Origin of the sequence: Streptomyces sp. NPDC047515 (assembly GCF_040643055.1) — a bacterium.
Taxonomy (GTDB): Bacteria; Actinomycetota; Actinomycetes; order Streptomycetales; family Streptomycetaceae; genus Streptomyces.
On record NZ_JBEYTM010000020.1, the window covers coordinates 114,768 to 132,198 of the forward strand.

The 17,431-nt window shown below is 68.8% G+C and carries 16 protein-coding genes and 2 pseudogenes; 7 read left to right on the forward strand and 11 right to left on the reverse strand.

All coding sequences use genetic code 11. The features are described from left to right. Nucleotides 1–114: 114 nt before the first annotated feature. On the reverse strand, nt 115–1,287 hold the full coding sequence (locus ABZ826_RS18890) for an ROK family transcriptional regulator (protein ID WP_361449023.1): 1,173 nt from the start codon (nt 1,285–1,287) through the stop codon (nt 115–117). Nucleotides 1,288–1,343: 56 nt separating this feature from the next. On the opposite strand from ABZ826_RS18890, the gene ABZ826_RS18895 reads away from it, so the two are divergent. Continuing rightward, entirely contained in the window at nt 1,344–2,513 is a 1,170-nt protein-coding gene (locus ABZ826_RS18895) for a Gfo/Idh/MocA family oxidoreductase (protein ID WP_361449026.1), read from the forward strand. Then, nucleotides 2,510–2,989 (forward strand): heme-degrading domain-containing protein, encoded by a 480-nt coding sequence (locus tag ABZ826_RS18900; RefSeq protein WP_361449028.1) that lies wholly within the window; start codon nt 2,510–2,512, stop codon nt 2,987–2,989. The genes ABZ826_RS18895 and ABZ826_RS18900 overlap by 4 nt, the downstream gene beginning before the upstream one ends. A 141-nt stretch (nt 2,990–3,130) precedes the next feature. Here ABZ826_RS18900 and ABZ826_RS18905 read toward each other — a convergent pair whose 3' ends face one another. The 4 genes and pseudogenes from ABZ826_RS18905 to ABZ826_RS18920 form a co-directional block, all read right to left on the reverse strand. Next, the gene (locus ABZ826_RS18905) at nt 3,131–3,991 is read right to left on the reverse strand and encodes a fumarylacetoacetate hydrolase family protein (RefSeq protein WP_361449031.1); all 861 of its coding nucleotides are present in this window, start codon (nt 3,989–3,991) and stop codon (nt 3,131–3,133) included. Nucleotides 3,992–4,127: 136 nt separating this feature from the next. Continuing rightward, on the reverse strand, nt 4,128–4,898 hold the full coding sequence (locus tag ABZ826_RS18910; protein WP_361449034.1) for a YidC/Oxa1 family membrane protein insertase: 771 nt from the start codon (nt 4,896–4,898) through the stop codon (nt 4,128–4,130). A gap of 92 nt (nt 4,899–4,990) precedes the next feature. Next, nucleotides 4,991–5,323: a DUF6412 domain-containing protein gene (locus ABZ826_RS18915; protein ID WP_361449037.1), complete on the reverse strand. Its 333-nt coding sequence runs from the start codon at nt 5,321–5,323 to the stop codon at nt 4,991–4,993. Nucleotides 5,324–5,497: 174 nt separating this feature from the next. Further along, nucleotides 5,498–5,926: pseudogene (locus ABZ826_RS18920) on the reverse strand (helix-turn-helix domain-containing protein); the annotation flags it as partial. A gap of 51 nt (nt 5,927–5,977) precedes the next feature. On the opposite strand from ABZ826_RS18920, the pseudogene ABZ826_RS18925 reads away from it, so the two are divergent. After that, nucleotides 5,978–6,688, forward strand: a pseudogene (locus tag ABZ826_RS18925) (MFS transporter); the annotation flags it as partial. Here ABZ826_RS18925 and ABZ826_RS18930 read toward each other — a convergent pair. From ABZ826_RS18930 to ABZ826_RS18940, 3 genes are read right to left on the reverse strand one after another with little or no spacing between them, the layout of a single operon-like run. Further along, a complete protein-coding gene (locus ABZ826_RS18930; RefSeq protein ID WP_361449040.1) occupies nt 6,657–8,207 on the reverse strand; it encodes a sodium:solute symporter family protein in 1,551 nt (516 codons plus the stop codon). The pseudogene ABZ826_RS18925 and the gene ABZ826_RS18930 sit on opposite strands and share 32 nt — an antisense overlap. Continuing rightward, nucleotides 8,204–8,362 (reverse strand): DUF3311 domain-containing protein, encoded by a 159-nt coding sequence (locus ABZ826_RS18935; RefSeq protein WP_078840020.1) that lies wholly within the window; start codon nt 8,360–8,362, stop codon nt 8,204–8,206. Before ABZ826_RS18935 ends, ABZ826_RS18930 begins: the two co-directional genes overlap by 4 nt. Nucleotides 8,363–8,417: 55 nt before the next feature. Then, the gene (locus tag ABZ826_RS18940; protein ID WP_361449043.1) at nt 8,418–9,191 is read right to left on the reverse strand and encodes a class E sortase; all 774 of its coding nucleotides are present in this window, start codon (nt 9,189–9,191) and stop codon (nt 8,418–8,420) included. Nucleotides 9,192–9,299: 108 nt separating this feature from the next. On the opposite strand from ABZ826_RS18940, the gene ABZ826_RS18945 reads away from it, so the two are divergent. Beyond that, a complete protein-coding gene (locus ABZ826_RS18945; RefSeq protein WP_361449046.1) occupies nt 9,300–10,301 on the forward strand; it encodes an SEC-C domain-containing protein in 1,002 nt (333 codons plus the stop codon). 180 nt (nt 10,302–10,481) lie between these two features. After that, on the forward strand, nt 10,482–10,976 hold the full coding sequence (locus ABZ826_RS18950) for a GNAT family N-acetyltransferase (protein ID WP_361449049.1): 495 nt from the start codon (nt 10,482–10,484) through the stop codon (nt 10,974–10,976). Between the two features lie 140 nt (nt 10,977–11,116). On the opposite strand, the gene ABZ826_RS18955 is transcribed toward ABZ826_RS18950, so the two are convergent. After that, the gene (locus tag ABZ826_RS18955; protein ID WP_361449052.1) at nt 11,117–11,317 is read right to left on the reverse strand and encodes a hypothetical protein; all 201 of its coding nucleotides are present in this window, start codon (nt 11,315–11,317) and stop codon (nt 11,117–11,119) included. A gap of 270 nt (nt 11,318–11,587) precedes the next feature. Here ABZ826_RS18955 and ABZ826_RS18960 point away from each other — a divergent pair, with 270 nt between their 5' ends. Further along, complete coding sequence (locus ABZ826_RS18960; protein WP_361449055.1) at nt 11,588–14,728, forward strand: DUF3427 domain-containing protein; 3,141 nt, start codon at nt 11,588–11,590, stop codon at nt 14,726–14,728. A gap of 74 nt (nt 14,729–14,802) precedes the next feature. On the opposite strand, the gene ABZ826_RS18965 is transcribed toward ABZ826_RS18960, so the two are convergent. Beyond that, nucleotides 14,803–15,726 (reverse strand): YDG/SRA domain-containing protein, encoded by a 924-nt coding sequence (locus tag ABZ826_RS18965; protein ID WP_361449058.1) that lies wholly within the window; start codon nt 15,724–15,726, stop codon nt 14,803–14,805. A gap of 553 nt (nt 15,727–16,279) precedes the next feature. Continuing rightward, nucleotides 16,280–16,945: an ATP-binding protein gene (locus ABZ826_RS18970; RefSeq protein WP_361449061.1), complete on the reverse strand. Its 666-nt coding sequence runs from the start codon at nt 16,943–16,945 to the stop codon at nt 16,280–16,282. A 193-nt stretch (nt 16,946–17,138) separates the two neighbouring features. Here ABZ826_RS18970 and ABZ826_RS18975 point away from each other — a divergent pair. After that, on the forward strand, nt 17,139–17,431 hold a 293-nt coding region (locus ABZ826_RS18975; protein ID WP_361449064.1), incomplete at its 3' end, for a helix-turn-helix transcriptional regulator.

The following is a 17,431-nucleotide window of genomic DNA, read 5'->3' on the forward strand; positions in this document are numbered from 1 at the left end:
GCCTTTGCGCGCCGGAGTTCACCGGCCGTGGACGGCGACGCTGCCACGCACGCGCGAGGCGACCGGCACCGACATGCCGGAGGGTCGGCCGGCCGGTCGCCGGGTACCGCTCGATCAGCCCAGTCGCGTGCCCGGCTCGCCCGCGTCCGCGCTCCCGACCCGGCCGAACAGCGGGGCCAGGACCAGTTGCGCGGCCCCCTCCGCGACCGGCCGGTCCCCTCCCCGTGCGGCGGTGACCGGCACCGGCGTGTCGAGACCGCCCCGCCGGGCGCGCTCCTCGATCACGGCGCGGACGCCCCGTACGTACGGCTCCGGATCGGCGGCGACGGTACGGCCGCCGAGCACCACCCGGTCGATGTCGAGCAGTCCGACGAGATTGGCGGCGCCGGCGCCCAGGACCCGGGCCGCCTCCGCGACATCGCCGCGGGCGACGGCGGCGAGACAGAGCGCCTCGATGCAGCCCCGCCCGCCGCAGCCGCACTCCGGACCGTCCAGCTGGACGGTCTGGTGCCCGAACTCACCGGCCCCGGTACGGGCTCCCCGGTGCAGCGCCCCGCCGAGGACCAGCCCGGCGCCGAGCCCGGTCCCCAGGTGCAGATAGGCGAAGTCACCCGTGCCCGCCGCGCGCAGGGCGAGCCCCAGGGCGGCGGCGTTGGTGTCCTTGTCGACGACGACGGGCGACCCGGTCCTCGCCGCGAGCGCGTCCCGCAGCGGATATCCGTCCCACTGCGGGAACCCGGTGACGCGGTGCAGCACCCCGCCCCGGTGATCGAGCGGCCCCGGCACCGCCACGCCGACCCCGAGCACCGGCCGGCCCACGGCTGCCCCCGCACCCGCGCCGCGCACCGCCCCGACCCCCACCGCACCCGCGCCGCGCACGGCCGCGACCGCGTCCGCCGCCGTCGTGAGCACCTCGTCCGCCGGGGCGCCGAAGTCCAGTGGGGCGGTGTGGCTCGCGACGACTTCGCCGGCCAGGTCGACGAGCACCACCGTCAGCTCGTCACGGTCCAGGTGCAGGCCGACCGCGTACCCCGCGTCCGGCACCAGCCGCAGCACGGTGCGCGGCTTGCCGCCGGTGGAGGCCCGGTGGCCCGCCTCGGTCGCCAGGCCGTCGGCCCGCAGCCGAGCGGTGATCTTGCTGACCGCCTGCGGCGTGAGCCCGGTGCGCTCGGCGAGTTCGAGCCTGCTGATACCGGGCTCACCCGCCACCCGCAGCAGATCCAGCAGCAGCGCCGCATTGTGGCTGCGCAGCGTCGGCAGGTTCGCGCCGCTATTACTCCTGTTCACCACACCATTGTCCCTGTCGCTTGCACTTTGGCAACAGCGTTGCTTAAGTGACACACATGACTGGCAACGCGACTCACGAGACGCCCGGACCGCCCGAGGCCCCGCTGCGCGTCGGGCTCGTCGGCTACGGCCTGGCGGGTTCCGTCTTCCACGCCCCGCTGATCGCCGCGACCAAGGGCCTGGCCCTCGACACGGTCGTCACGTCGAACGAGGAGCGGCGGGCGCAGGCGCGCGCCGAGTTCCCCGACGTGCGGTTCGCCGCGTCGCCGAAGGAGCTGTGGGACCGCGCGGACGCACTCGATCTCATCGTGATCGCCTCCCCGAACAGGACCCATGTCCCGATCGCGACGGCCGCGCTAGGGGCCGGTCTGCCGGTCGTCGTGGACAAGCCGGTCGCCGGTACGGCCGCCGAGGCGCGGGAGCTCGCGGCCCTCGCCGAGGAGCGCGGGCTGCTGCTCTCGGTCTTCCAGAACCGCCGCTGGGACAACGACTTCCTCACGCTCGCGCGGCTGATCTCGGACGGCGAGCTGGGGGACGTCCACCGCTTCGAGTCCCGTTTCGAGCGGTGGCGCCCGCAGCCGAAGGGCGGCTGGCGCGAGTCGGGCGATCCGCAGGAGATCGGCGGGCTGCTGTACGACCTGGGCAGCCATGTCGTCGACCAGGCGCTCGTGCTGTTCGGCCCGGCGGTGCGGGTGTACGCGGAGTCCGACGTACGCCGCCCCGGCGCCGCCGCCGACGACGACACGTTTCTCGCGATCACCCATGCGAACGGGGTCCGCTCGCATCTGTACGTCAGCGCCACCGCGGCCCAGCTCGGTCCGCGCTTCCGGGTGCTCGGTTCGACCGCCGGCTATGTGAAGTACGGTCTCGACCCGCAGGAGGCCGCCCTGCGCGCGGGAGCACGTCCGACGCCGGGCGACGGCCCGTGGGGCGAGGAGCCCGAGGCCCTGTGGGGCAGGATCGGTTCGGGCGAGTCCCCGCTGACGGGCGGCGGCGCCCCGATCCGCACGCAGCCGGGCGACTACCCCGCGTACTACGCGGCGGTCACCGACGCGCTGCGCGGAAGGGGTGACAATCCAGTGACCGCCCTGCAGGCCGCAGCGGCCCTGGACGTACTGGAGGCCGCCCGCCGCTCGGCCCGCGAGGGCGTCACCGTGACCCTGCCCGCCGCGCCCCCGTCCGCCTCCGCCTCCACCTCCGCCGACAACAAGGAGCAACCCGTATGAACCCCACCGCTCCGACCATCTCCGAGCTCATCGCCCAGGAGCGCCGACTGACGCTGCCGCATTTCAGCTACGACGACGCCTACGCGCTCGGCGGCCTGCTCGTCGCGATGGCCCGGGAGAGGCACGCCCCGATCGCGATCGACATCCGCCGCGGCGCACAACAGCTCTTCCACGCCGCGCTGCCGGGATCGAGCGCCGACAACGACGCCTGGATCGACCGCAAGCGCAAGGTCGTGGAGCGGTTCGGCGAGAGCTCGTACCTGGTGGGAACCCGGTTCCGGGCGAAGGGGACGACGTTCGACGACGCCTCGCGCCTGGACCTCGACACGTACGCCGCGCACGGCGGTTCGTTCCCGATCGCGGTCGAGGGCGCGGGCGTCATCGGCTCGGTCACGGTCTCGGGCCTGCCCCAGGCGGAGGACCACGCCCTGGTGGTCGAGGCGCTGGAACACTTCGCGACGACGATCGGCGCATGACGCGAGGAAGGGGTGGGGCGCCGCCGACGCGGCACCCCACCCCTCCGACCTTTGCTGCTGCGCTCCGATCGGTCGGCCGCCCCGGGGCCCGCGCCGCCGGCCCCGCACCGCCCGGATCACGCCCGTCCCGAACGAGAGGGCTCAGGCGTCCTTCAGCTCCTGCCGCTGCCGCCCCAGCCCCGTGATCTCCAGCTCCACGACGTCCCTCGCCCTCAGGTACGGCTTGGGCTCGGGCTGCCCCAGAGCGACCCCCGCCGGCGTCCCGGTGTTGATCACGTCGCCGGGGTACAGCGTCATGAAGTGGCTGAGGTACCGGACCACTTCACCCACCGGGAAGATCTGGTCGGCCGTCGTGCCGTCCTGCTTCAGCTCGCCGTTGACCCAGAGCTTCAGCGGCAGTGCCTGCGGGTCGGCGATCTCGTCCGCCGTGACCAGCCACGGCCCCAGCGGGTTGAACGTCTCGCAGTTCTTGCCCTTGTCCCAGGTGCCGCCGCGCTCGATCTGGAACTCGCGCTCGGAGACGTCGTGCGCCGTCGCGTATCCGGCGACATGCGCGAGCCCCTCCTCGGCGGACTCCAGGTAACGGGCGGTGCGCCCGATGACGACCGCGAGCTCGACCTCCCAGTCCGTCTTGACGCTGCCGCGCGGCACCAGCACCGTGTCGTCGGGCCCGACGACGGTGTCCGGCGCCTTGAAGAACAGGATCGGTTCGGTGGGAATCTCCGCACCGGTCTCGGCGGCGTGGTCGTGGTAGTTCAGCCCGATGCACACGATCTTGCCGATCCGGGCCAGCGGCGGCCCGACCCGCAGTCCCTCGGCGTCGAGCGCGGGCAGGTCACCGGGCGCGGACGCGGCGGCCCGCACCCGGGCGAGCGCGGACTCGTCGGCGAGCAGCGCACTGTCGATGTCGGTGACGATCCCCGACAGGTCACGCAGGGTTCCGTTCCGGTCCAGCAGCGCCGGCCGTTCCGCACCTGCCATACCCACACGAAGCAGCTTCAACGGTCTTTCTCCCCTTGGTAGAGAACGGGCCCGTCGGATGGGTGGCGGCCATCGCAGGCTTGTCCGATCGTCCAAGACACCCGATCACTCCGCAAGACCCTGTTCACACACTGGACCGGCACACTCGCCGCCCCGATTACGCCGCGGTGGCCATGGCGGTGCCCGCGGCCGGCATGTCGCGGTAGAGGACGGCCCGCTCGACCGCGGTCCAGGTGGTGCTGGTGACGACGTACAGCGCGGCGGCGAGCGGTACGACGGAGACGGTGAAGAGGGTGGCGAAGGACATCAGCGGCATCAGCTTCGTCATCGCACCCATGCCCGGCACCGGCTGCCCGTCGGGGCCGGTGGTCGGGGTGACCGGGTTGGCGGCCATCTGCCGCTTCGTACGCCGGAAGTTGAAGGTGGCCACAACGGCGACGATCGCGAACAGGCCGAGGTAGACCATGCCCTGCGCCCCGAACGGCCCCCCGTGCGCGAGGGCGTCGTGCCAGCGCTCGCCGAGCGGGGCGTCGAAGAGCTGGTGGCCGAGCAGCGCGTTGGGGTCGCCGCCGATCTTCTGGCTGGAGAAGAGGTGGTAGAGCAGGAAGAAGGCGGGCATCTGCAGCAGGCTGGGCAGGCAGCCGGACAGCGGCGAGACCTTCTCCTCCTTGTGCAGTTCCATGAGCGCCTTCTGCATGCGCTCGGGGTTCTTGCCATGCTTCTTGCGCAGTTCGGCGATCTGCGGCTGGAGCCTGGTGCGGGCTTTCTGTCCGCGCGCCGCGGCCCGCGAGAGGGGGTGCACGGCGAGCCGCACGAGCGCGGTGAACAGCACGATGGCGGCGGCGGTGGACGCGGTCTGGAAGAACGGGTGCAGCACATCGGCCAGCGCGCCGACCAGGTCGGCGAATGCGGACATGAAGACGGACATGGGTGAGCCCTCCGGGGGTCTCGTCGTGCCGGGAAGACATACGAACTCGGCATGACGGACCGCGAGAGGGGTGGTTGCTGCTGCGTGAGCCCCTACGCGGCCGTCGGGAGGGCGCGGCCGGGGGCTCGGGGGCGTCGGCGCCCCTTGGCATCAGGGTCTCGCTGCGGCAGGAACGCGGTGCGTTTCTCCCGCTCGCGGATGGCCGTACGGACCCGGGTTCGGGGCACGGGGACGGCGCAGCGGGCGCTGATGACCGAGGCGGCGACGAGCGCGGAGCCGGCGGCTGCCGTGGCGGCGAGCGCGACGGCGGCGGAGAGGCTGCCGCCCTCGGCGAGGAGCACTTCGGTGACGAAGAAGAGCAGGAGTCCGGCGGGGCGGAGCAGCCGGGCGAGGCCTCCGCGCAGACGGCGCGTGTCACCGCTCATCGGCCCCTCCCTTCTTCCCCTTCGCGGCCGGACTTGGCCGGGCCCACCCGTCGCGCGCACATCGCGCGCACTCCTCGCACGCGCACATCCGCGTCGATCACGCACCCACGCCTTCGTGGGTGCGTTCGGCTCTCCAGCCGTTATACACGATGAGTCCGACACACTCGTCCGCGCTCAGGAGCGTGCGGTGTCCAGCGGGCGCAGCAGCCGGTGCGGCACCAGCAGGGCACGGCCGACCGGATCGGCGGGGTCCGGATCGAGTCCGTCGCCCGGCCGCATCTCGACGTCCTGGGGCGGTACGGGCCGGGCGCAGGCCGGGCATTCGCCGTACGAGCCCAGTTCCGTACCACAGGACGCGTGGACGAAGACGCGCATCGGCCGGGTGCCGGGGATGTGGTCGCGCCCCCACGCCCCGAGGGTGCGGACGACCGGCCAGAGCGCTTCGCCGCTGCCGGTGAGGACGTACTCGTCGCGCGGCGGCGACTCCTGATAGCGGCGTTTCTCCATGACACCGGCCTCGATGAGGGACTGGAGCCGGGTGGCCAGCACGGCGCGGGGCATGCCGAGGTGGGCCAGGAAGTCGTTGTAGCGGCGTACGCCGTAACCGACATCTCCGCCACCCTCGCCACCCCCGTGTCCGGCCGGGCCTGGCTGCTCGGCCGGGACGGCTGGCTGCGCGGGCCCATCGGGCTGCTGCTGCTCGCCGCATTGGCCCTGACCGCCGGGTTCGTCGCGGTGGAGCGCCGGGCCGCGGCGCCGCTGATCGATCTGTCGCTGCTGCGCAGCCGCCTGTTCCTGGCCTCGTCGGCCGGCGGGCTGTTCACCGGCTTGTCGGTGATCGGCCTGTTCAGCTATCTGCCGACGCTGCTCCAGCAGGCCCTGGGGATGTCCGCGCTGGGCACGGCCTGGCTCTTCCTGCTCTGGTCCGGTACGTCGTTCGTGGTGGCGCTGCAGGCGCGACGACTGGCGGGCCGGGTCGCGGCCCGGCACCAGCTGGCCGTGGGCTTCGTCCTGCACGCGGTGGCGGTGCTGTCGCTGCTGGGCACCCTGGACACGGCGGGCGACGCGCACATCGGCGCGTCGCTGTGGCTGCGGCTGCTGCTCGCCCTGGTCGTGTCCGGCGTCGGCAGCGGACTGCTCAACGCCGCGCTGCCGCGCCTGGCAGTCGAGTCGGTGCCGCCCGAGCGTGCGGCGATGGGCTCGGGCGCGAACAACACCGCCCGGTACATCGGCTCGTCGACGGGCGTGGCCCTGACGATCGCGACGGCCGCGACGGGCTCGGGCGCGAACGGCGCGCTGTTGCTGTCGGTGGCCCTGGCCCTGGTGGCGACGGTCAGTGTCCTGCTCCTGCGCGAGCGCCGCTGACCTCCTGCCCGTCCTCCTGCCCGTCCTCCTCCGCGGTTTCGATCTCGTCGCGCGCGAGCACCTCGTCGTCCGGCCGGTCGTCGCGCTCGCGCGGCCCTGCGTACGTCACGGCGAGCGCGACGACGAGGTTGGCGGCGAGCGCCACGATGCCCGCGTTCACCCCCCACACCGGATCGTGCTCCGTGAACACGAAGCCGCACACCAGGCCCACCCCGACGACCAACCCGCTCATCGCCCCGAGCAGGGTCAGCCGCCGCCACATCAGCCCCAGCAACACCATGGGGAGCAGTTGCGCCATCCCCTCGTACGAGATGAGGGAGAGCCGTACGAGGGTGTTCGGCGCCGTGTACGTGAGCACGAGCGCGATCACCCCCGCGACCACCACGACCGTCTGTGCGGCGCCCTTCTGCCGCCGCTCCCACCGCGGCACGAGCGAGAGCACGCTGCGCCCCCACATCGTGCCGATGACCAGCATGAACACGGCCATCGGCACGATCGACGAGAGCGCGGCGGCCACACCGATGATGCCGACCACCCAGGCCGGCAGGGAGTCCACGACGAGCTTGAAGAGCGCCAGGTTGGACTCGGCGCCGACGAGCCCCGGCACGACGAAGAGGGCGGCCATGCCGAGCAGCATCGGCACGAAGAGCAGCACGTTGTAGGCGGGCAGCAGCATCGCGTTGCGGCGCAGCACGTCGGCGTTCTTCGCGCCGAGATAGCCGGCGACGGTCGTCGGGAAGATCACCACGGTGAGGGAGTTGAGGAACGAGGTGGTGATGAACCACGCCTGCCCGAGCCCGCTGTCCCCGTGCCCGGGGAAGGTCAGCCACTCGCTCTTCTCGGTGACGAGCCGGTCGAGGAAGGGCCCGTACCCGTCGAAGTAGTGCAGCGGCACATAGAAGGCGAGGAAGCCGAGCGTGGCGATCACGAGGACGTCCTTGAGGACGGACACCCACGCGCTGCCGCGCAGCCCGCTCACCACGACGAAGCCGGTGGTGACGGCGAAGGCTATGAAGTAGGCCCAGTTCAGGCTGATGGCGCCGTAGGAGATGGTCGAGACGACCACGCCCATGCCGGTGATCTGGAGCTGGATGTACGGCAGCAGGAAGACGGTCGCGAGGACGGCGACCAGCGCGCCGAGCCAGGGCCGCCCGAAGCGGTGCGCCACCATGTCGGTGATCCCGACCAGCCCGTGCTTGCGCGCGTACGCCCAGAGCATCGGCCCGACGACATAGCCGACGGCGTAACCGCAGGACATGTACGCCACCACGTAGAGCACCGGCGCCCCGTAGTTGTAACCCCAGCCCGCGGCGCCCAGGTAGCTGAAGCTGGTGTAGCCCTCACCGGCCATCAGCACCCAGATGAACACGGTCCCGAGGCTGCGCCCGCCCACGGACCACTCCGCGAGCCCGCCACCGCCCCCGCTCCCCTTCCGCCGCCCGCGCATCGCGAGCAGCCCGAGGGCGACGGTGGCGACCATGAAGACCCCGAAGACGGAGGTCGCGACCGTGGCGTTCACCGGCGGTCCCCCCGCCGGGTCAGCCATACGGCGACGGGTGTCAGCAAGGTCGCGCCGAGCAGCCACACGAAGAGGAACGGCAGCCCGAGAACCACGGGATGGACCCGGTTCACGAACGGCAGCGCCCCCAGGTACAGCACATAGGGAACCAGCAACCACAACAACTGCGGACGTCGTCTGAGCACGTCAGGGAACCTTAGTCCGGCACCGCTAGCGCGCCCGGACATCCGTCAGCCTCCCCCATACGACAAGCCGGTAACGGGAGGTGAATTCGGGCGTGCACGTAGTGAGCGTCACATAGGAGCCGGCCGCCGTGTAGCCGGCGTACGGCTTCACATTGCTGCGCGGCACGGCCGCGATGACACCGCCGTCGCGCGCGCTGGTCTGCCCGAGCGTCCGGTCGACGGTGTACGTGTAGACGGCGTCCCGGGTCTCGACGTCGATCCGGTCCCCGCGCCGCAGCCGGTTGATGTACCGGAAGGGCTCGCCGTGCGTGTTGCGGTGCCCGGCGAGCGCGAAGTTCCCCGCCTGACCGGGCTGCGCGGTGCCCGGGTAGTGCCCGACGTACCCCTTGTCGAGAACACCTCGCTTGCTGATGCCCTGGGCGACGGGTGCGGCGAGCCCGAGCCGCGGGATACGGATGACGGCGTACGCCTGATCCCGGCGGGGCCCGGTGGGTGCGGTGCGCCCCGCGGACGACCGGCCACCGGCGGCCCTCGGTCCGGCCCCACCGCGGCCCCCCGCACCGTCGCCGCCCCCTTGCGGCCGCCCCTCTTGCTCCTCTTTCTCCCCTTCCGGCTCCGTCCACTCCCGCTGAAGGGCCCGCACCTCGTGCCGGGCGTCGGCGCGGGCCTGCCGGTTGGTCCACCACAGCTGATGAACAACGAGCAACAACAGGACGACGCCGAGGGTGACCACCACCTCGGCACCCGTCCAGAGCCCGCGCGCGGCCGCCCTGCGCCCTCGCGCGTTCCGCTGCGTCACGACCGGTATCCGCTCCCGCACGGCTCGCACGATAGGGCCATGCCCCCTAACTCTCCAGAGCCGGAACCACCCTCCGTGCAGGTGCCGTACAGCAGTACGGTGTGATTCATGCGCCCCGACACGCCTGCCGACCACACCACCGAAGCCGAGCGCCTGTTGCGCACCGCGGCGCAGTATCCGGAGGACCGTGAGCCGCTGCTCCTCCAGGCCGCGGCCCATCTGGAGCTCGCCGGCGACCGCGCCCGCGCCACCACCCTCTACGACGACCTGCTCGCCTCCCCCGACCTCGATCACCCGCACCTGGTCAAGGCCCTGAACGCGGCCAACCTGTGGGAGTACGGCCACGAGGCCGAGGCCCGCGCGATCCTCGACGGCATCCGCGCCGCGGGCCCGCTCGACCCCGCGCCCTGGGAGATCGCGGCCGAGACGCTGGAATCGCACGACGAGCTGGAAGCGGCCCACGACTGCTTCACGACCGCGCTGACGCTCCTCCTGACGCCCGGCGAGGAGGTCCCGTACGCCACCCAGTCGCTGCTGATCGGCCGCCACCGTGTGCGCAGGTTGATGGGCGTCGACCACGACGTCTGGGACGAGCTGGCCGACACCCTCCACACGGCCGCCGTCCCGCTGGACGAGTTGCACGACCCCAAGCGCCTGTGGGCACTGGGCTCCTCCGACCCGGGCGAGCTCCGGGCCGAGATCACCCGCATCCGCGCCGAACTGGGCACGTACCGCACCGCGCTGTCCCGCCCGTTCCCGGTGGCGGTGCTGCACTGGCCGGCCGCCGAACTCGACGAACTCCTCACCGTGTACCCGAACCTGCGCAGCGAGTACCCCTCCCGCCCCGACCACTTGGCCCGCCTGGAAGCCGCCCTCCGCGACCTCCACCACGCCGGCACCCCGAACCTCGGCATCGTGACCGGCACGGTCCCGTCGTACGAGGCCTTCGCCGCCTCGGAGGCCACGTCCCCGGCCGACCCGGACCTCCTCCCCCAGTACGCCACCACCCTCGCCGCCCGCGGCCGGGCCGTCCCCTGGCCCCCGGCCCGCAACGCGGCGTGCTGGTGCGGCTCGGGCCGGACGTACCGGGAGTGCCACGGCACGGACTGAGCCGACGGCTCGGAGGGGCGGCCCCGGCCCGGCCGGGGCCGTTCCCGTACCGCACGGCCACCCATGACCTCGCGCGTGAACGTGGCCCATCGGGCCGCGGCCGTCACGACACGACGACGGGGGTGGCGCCCCCCGGAATCCCGATGGCCCCGTCATGCCCCCGATCCGTATGGTGCAGCCATGCCCGACCTCCAGCGTCTCCACCCCGATCACGCCCCGGCCCTGCTCGCGTTCGAGCAGGAGAACCGCGCCTACTTCGCCGCCTCCATCCCGGACCGCGGCGACGACTACTTCACGGATTTCGAGGCCCGCCACGCCGCCCTGCTCGCCGAACAGGCCACGGGCGCCTGCCACTTCCACGTCCTCGTGGACACCGCCGGCGAGGTGCTGGGCAGGTTCAACCTGGTGGACGTCGCAGACGGCTCCGCGGAACTCGGCTACCGCGTAGCCGAGAAGGCCACCGGCCGAGGCCTGGCCACGGCCACCGTCCGCCGCCTCTGCACCCTGGCGGCCAAGGAGTACGGCCTGACCACACTGCGGGCCTCCACCACACGCGACAACCTGGCCTCCCAAACGGTCCTGACCCGCGCGGGCTTCGCCCCGACGGGAGAGGAACTCCTTCTGAGCGGACGGCCGGGGCTGGGGTACGTGCGGAGCACGGCGGGCGAGGTCTGAGGGAGCGCCGAGATCCGAGGGACGCGGGCGCGAGCGCGGGGTGTGTCGCTGTTGCGCGACAGACGAACCCTGCCTTCAACGAGAGCTCCCCCAGCGGATCGGACACTCGATCTCTACGCTGTGAGGGCGATGCTGCGACTCTACTTGAGGCGCTTCGTGCTGGTTTCGGCAGCCGGGCGTGGAGTGCAGCCGTCTGCCGTTGCAGTGCACTGCGTGAAGCCGAAGACGTCGACCCGAGCCGATTCCCGGTCGGGCCAAAGGATGGTGCCGATCTCGGATTCAAGGGCGGCAAAGAAGCGCTCTGCAGCAGCGTTGTCATAGCTTTCGCTGCGCCGGGCCATGCCATCCGACGCGGAGTGACCCGGAAGGTCGGTGCCCAGGTCCGCAACGCCCCCATCCAGACCGGAGCGGGGACTGCCGGGCGAGGACGCTTCGGTGGCATCGGGAACGATCGCCTCGGCTGCATCCTCGACACCGATAGAGGTTGCCTTGGGTTGATCACGACACCCTTCTGAAGGGCCCTTTCCCCAACACGAGCAGGCGAGAGCGGCTTTGTCAGTCCTGCTTGATAGAACTGCACGCATAGCTGACGAGATGAGGGGGACTCGGCGATGCCCAACGACTTTGCAGGCGAAGCAGCTCCGGTTGCTGGGCTCTACGAGACGCTGATCACCCATCGTCTCGAAGAGCGTATGAAGCAACTCGATTCCACGGGCTGGCGCTCCATCGATGAAATAGTCGGCGCTGAATCTGCACCTCACGTGCTGTCACGCCACATCGCGGGGGCCGTGCGACAGGTCCTTCAGGGCCTCTCACCTGCGGAGCAGGTGGTCGCCGCCAACCACATTCTGGATTCCCTCAACACCATCGAAGGCGCGACCGAGTGGGTCGATCTCGTCATCGAGGGCCCCCGGCAATTGCTCGCAGTCGCGGAGCGAGAAGCTCCTGGAGTCTACGCAATTCGCCCGGCAACACCCCTCTCCGAGACGGCACTGATCACCAACTCCCCTGATGATCCGAGCCTGGGCTTTGAGCTGCGTGCTGAGTTGGCTACGGCGGACCGTGTTGATCTCCTCTGTGCCTTTGTGAAGTGGCACGGACTCCGAGTCCTTGAGCAGTCGCTCACCTCCGCACGCGATCGCGGCGTACCCATCCGCGTGTTGACAACGACCTACATCGGAGCCACGGAGCGTCGCGCGCTGGATCGTCTGGTCCGCGAGTTCGGCGCCGAAGTGAAGGTCAACTACGAGCTCCGCTCAACACGCCTTCATGCCAAGGCCTGGCTCTTCCGTCGCGAGAGCGGCTTCGACACGGCTTACGTTGGCAGCTCGAACCTGTCCAAGGCCGCGCTTCTTGACGGGCTCGAATGGAACGTTCGGCTGTCGTCGGTCGCAACACCATCCGTCCTCCGCAAGTTCGAGGCAACATTCGACGCGTACTGGAGTGAGCGCTCGTTCGAGCCGTACGACCCCGACAGCGACGCGCAGCGACTGGACGATGCGCTGTCTCACGCTGGCGGGTCCAACCAAAACGGCGGCACCGTCATCACGCTCTCTGGACTTGAAGTCCGCCCCTATCCGCACCAGCGCGACATGCTGGAACGTCTCGAAGTGGAGCGCACCGTCCACGGTCGGCACCGCAACCTCCTCGTTGCCGCGACCGGCACAGGCAAGACCGTGATGGCAGCTCTGGACTTCAAGCGGCTGCGGCGGACGCTGGGCCGTGACCCGCGGCTGCTCTTCGTGGCTCATCGCAAGGAGATTCTGGAACAGTCCCTGCGCGTCTACCAGAACGTGCTGACTGACGCGAACTTCGGCGAGCTCTTCGTCGGTGGGGAAATCCCCGACAACTGGACTCATGTGTTCGCCGGCGTCCAGTCGCTCAACTCGCGTGCGCTGGACCGCTTTGCTCCAGACCACTTTGACGTCATCGTGATCGACGAGTTCCATCACGGCACGTCCCCCACGTACCGGCGGATCCTGGATCACTTCGACCCCAAGGAACTGCTGGGACTCACCGCTACCCCGGAACGCATGGATGGGCTGAACATCCAGGACGAGTTCTTTGGAGGTCGGATCGCAGCAGAAATGCGCCTCTGGGAAGCCCTGGAGAACGACCTGCTCAGCCCATTCCACTACTTCGGCGTCACTGACAACACCGACATGAGCGCCATCACCTGGAAGCGGGGGTCGTACGACGCCACAGCCCTCAGCAATCTCTTCACTGGCAATGACGCACGAGCCAGGCTCGTCGTCCAAGCCGTGAAGGACAAAGTTGCCGACCCGGGCACGATGCGTGCGTTGGGCTTCTGTGTGTCAGTCGCACACGCAGTCTTCATGGCCGACTTCTTCCGTCGAGCCGGCCTCAATGCGATCGCCCTGTCCGGTGAGACCCCACGTCACGAGCGCAAGGACGCCCTGGACCAGCTCAAGGCAGGCACGCTCCAAGTCATCTTCTCTGTAGACCTGTTCAACGAGGGACTCGACATCCCCGACGTCGACACCCTGCTCCTTCTGCGCCCAACATCCAGCGCCACGGTGTTCCTCCAGCAACTGGGCCGAGGCCTGCGTCGGACCGAGGACAAGGCCGTCCTCACAGTCTTGGACTTCATCGGTCAGCACCGCAAGGAGTTCCGCTTCGAGGAGCAGTTCCGCGCCTTGACCAACCTCACTCGCAATCGTCTGCTGGCCAACATCGAGCATGGTTTTCCGCAGTTGCCGTCTGGTTGCCAGATCATCCTTGAGTCGAAAGCCAAGGATCTGATTATTGACAACATCCGCAGCCAGATCAGCATCAACGTCACTCAGCTCGCTCTGGAGGTCGCCGCATACGCGGAGCCTAGGCTCGCCGACTATCTCAAGGAGAGCGGTCGAGAGCTCAAGGAGCTCTACCGGGGCAACGGAAACTCATGGACGGGTCTACTCCGCCGGGCCAAACTCCTCCCCAAGGCCGGGCCTGAAGGAGAGGCGACGCTACTCAAACGAGTGTCGGCCTTCCTCCACGTCGACGACCCGCTCCGAGTCGCCGCGTACAGCAAGTTGCTCTCCGAGGACGCCCCCGCGTATGACGAGCTCAGCGAGCAGGAACAGGCATATGCCCGCATGTTCTTCTTCTCCCTCTGGCCGTTGGGCGGCGGTTTCGGCAGCTACCAGGAGGGCTTCGACGCTCTTCGTCCTCAGCACGCCTTCCGCGACGAGGTCCGCCAGGTTCTCGCCCACGTCCTGGACCAAGCCGACCACGTGCCCGTCCCACTGTTCGGCGAGCATGCACGCCTGCCGCTGACCATCCACGCCTCATACAGCCGCGAAGAAATCCTCCCCGCCCTAGGACAGTCCTACGTCGGCGGCTTCATGCCGGGACACTTCCGCGAAGGCGTGAAGTGGTGCGACAACATCCAGACCGACGCACTGCTCATCACCCTTGAAAAGAACGAGAAGGACTTTTCCCCAGAGACTCGCTACAAGGACTACGCCCGGAATGAGCGCTTGTTCCACTGGGAATCTCAGAATCAGACCTCAGAGACATCACCCACTGGCATCCGCTACCAGACCCACAAGGAGAAGGGCACTCACGTCCTACTCTTCGTCCGCCGCTACAAGAAGACAGACATCGGCGGGCCCCAGCCGTGGATGCTCCTTGGACCCGCCGAATACGTCGAACACAAGGGCAGCAAGCCCATGGGTATTGTCTGGAGCCTCCGTCACGAAATGCCGGCCGATGTGTGGACCTACTCAGCGATTGTTGCGGGGTGATCCGCCCTGTCACGGCCGACTCAATGAGTTGATGAAATAGGGCTCTCGTGGCGCGCTCTGCCCGACCTGTTGTTTTAGAGGCCCTGTGAGCGATCGGCCCATCGGGATCGATGCTGGGTTAGGCAGGCCGCATCGATCCGATGCTCGCGCTTCACGTGGAGGTCTCCAAGCACCTGCCGGCTGAGTGTATCCACGACCTTGAGGTCATCGGTGATGAGGCGTGCCCCGTTATCAAAGAGCACGTGACAGTTCGGGCACAAACACAGAATGTTGCTACGTACATCGCGACCACCATGCGGTCTACCAAGCGCATGTATGTGCGCACCTTCGCTGTACCGCGCGCCGTTGATGTCGACCACGACTGGGACACGACACATCTGACAGGTGTTGTCGTAAAGCGCCTTTATGGCGCGGGCCTCCTGGGTGTTGCGCACACGCCGCTGAGTGCTGACGTACCTCGCGGCTGCTTGCTCAAACGGGGTTACCTCTTCTTCCGCAGCTGTATCGCTTGCCTCGTCAGATCCCCAACGTTCCCCCGCCGCGATCTTCGCTAGACGGAACTGCCACATGAGGTGCCCACGATCAGTCAGCACGCTCCAATAGCCCTCCACCAGGTGCAGGCCCCGGTATCGGTACCCTTCAGTCGCCTTGCGCCTCTTGATCCCCAGACCGCGCACGTATCGAATAGGCAAACCCTCCCGATAGTTGATCAGCATCCCTTCGTTGACCCCAGTCAATGACTGGTCCTCCGTGATGTGACCATCGTTGTCCGGCGAACCGCCTTGCGCCGTATAGATGATTGTGTCGCCCAGATCCTCATCACCGGCATAGCCACCACTGGCGACGATCGAGTCGACGCCCTCGTGCGACGTTCCCGAGATCCCCTGGCCACGAAACCGGTGCACATCGGCTGCGTACAGGGCATCGTGCGTACGGAACCACTGCCCCTCGCTCACATCAGGAGGTGGGCCGAAGTAGATGGGCTTCGATGGCGACATGCGAACATGCTGCCGATTACTGGCGTTCGATCAACACGCGCAGCTGATCATGGCCACTTCTAATCGGAAGGTGTCCCAAAGCAACCACTTTGCCAGCGCGGCGGGTGCGCGCCAGCGCCAGAGTCTCATCCCACCGTCACGACCGCCCAAGCGCCGCAACCTGCCGCCGAGCCCGGATTCCGCTACCCATTGGGACGGATCGCAGCGTTGTCACGGAAGAGCGCGAGTAGCTTCGAGACCTCTTCACTGATCCTCGCCAACACATGCCCGATCGCCGCCGTCCCCGTACCAGGCGCGGGAGGCTCGATTTCGCGCCAGTGGATGGGAGCTGTGGCTAAAGCGATCGCCGGTGCCACCTCAACTGTGATGAGGAAGAAGTCGTCCCGCCGACCGAGGGGGAAGAGTTGATGGACCGACACTCCCGACAGGAACCCGCAGTGCTGAGCAGCGCACACGAGCGACCACAGGTTGTACGAGTCTGTCCAATCACAATCTGCGTCCAAGTCGTTGAGCTCTTCCGCGATTTCAATGAGTTCCTCGGGCGAAGGTTGCTTCACGCCGGATCAGCCGCCGCGGCCTCGAAGTGTGCTTGCGCACAATCCAGGGCCTCGTCCGGATCACAGCCGTGGGCTCGGAGCCAGTGGAGGAGGTCGACGATCAGGTCGATCGCCGCCTCCCTCCCCAAGGTGAGGCCCAGTCGTTCATGACGGGGCGCCGCCGAGACGGCACCGAGCCCAACAAGCCCTAACACCGCTTCCGCTTTGGCTACTTGGGGGCCTTCGACGTGATCGTTCGCTGACCGCAGGCCGGTGGCCAGCTCGCACCACGTGACCTTGGAGTCACCACGCAGGATGACGCCCCAGCGATCGGCAACCCCGTCCACAAGAGCCATGCCCCGCCCCGCCTCGGCCTCCCCCGCCGCTCTGATGAGCGTGGGGAGTGCTCGCAGATCAGGATCGCTTACCTCAATGCGAAGACGCTCGCCGTTCATGGATACGGCGAGACTGGACGGGGTCCCGGGGCCTACATGCCTGACCACATTCGAGACCATCTCGGTGACGCAGATCTGCGCTGCATAGACGACTCCCGGCAGCCCCCAGAGCTCCAGGTGCAGCCGCAGTACCCGCCGCAGTCCGGCAAGCTCCTCCGCTTCGGCCAGGAACGCCAGATCCCATGCCTTTCTCTCCACGCCGAAACGACACTCATCCAAGTCGATCACTCCTCCGTCATCGATCGGTCACCACCTGTGCCCGACCCTTCTCATACGGTGACAGTGAAACTCCCGAAATGGAACTCTCATAACGAACCTGTGGGAGCACGCGGACGGGCGCGCGCCCCCCGGAGTGCGCTGTCTTGCTCGATGCAGTCCGCACGATGCACGCTCTTGAGGATCAACACAAAGGACCACAGCCATGCCAGTCGGACCAACCACCCGTAGACGCCAACTCGGCGCGGACCTGCGCCGTCTCCGCGAGCGCAAGGGCCTTACATTGGAAGAGGCCGGGGCTCAAGTTGGCATCTCCAAGGCAACCTTGAGCCGCTACGAGACGAAGGAGGGCACGGTCAAGTGGCCGGCTGTCGATGCCCTCTGCCGCGAGTACGGCGCCTCAGACCCGAATCCGCAGGTAGTGCGGGGTATGCGACAGCTGATACAGCGACAGGTGCACTTTGCCGGTGAGAAGATCGAGGTTCCTACGCCTAATCG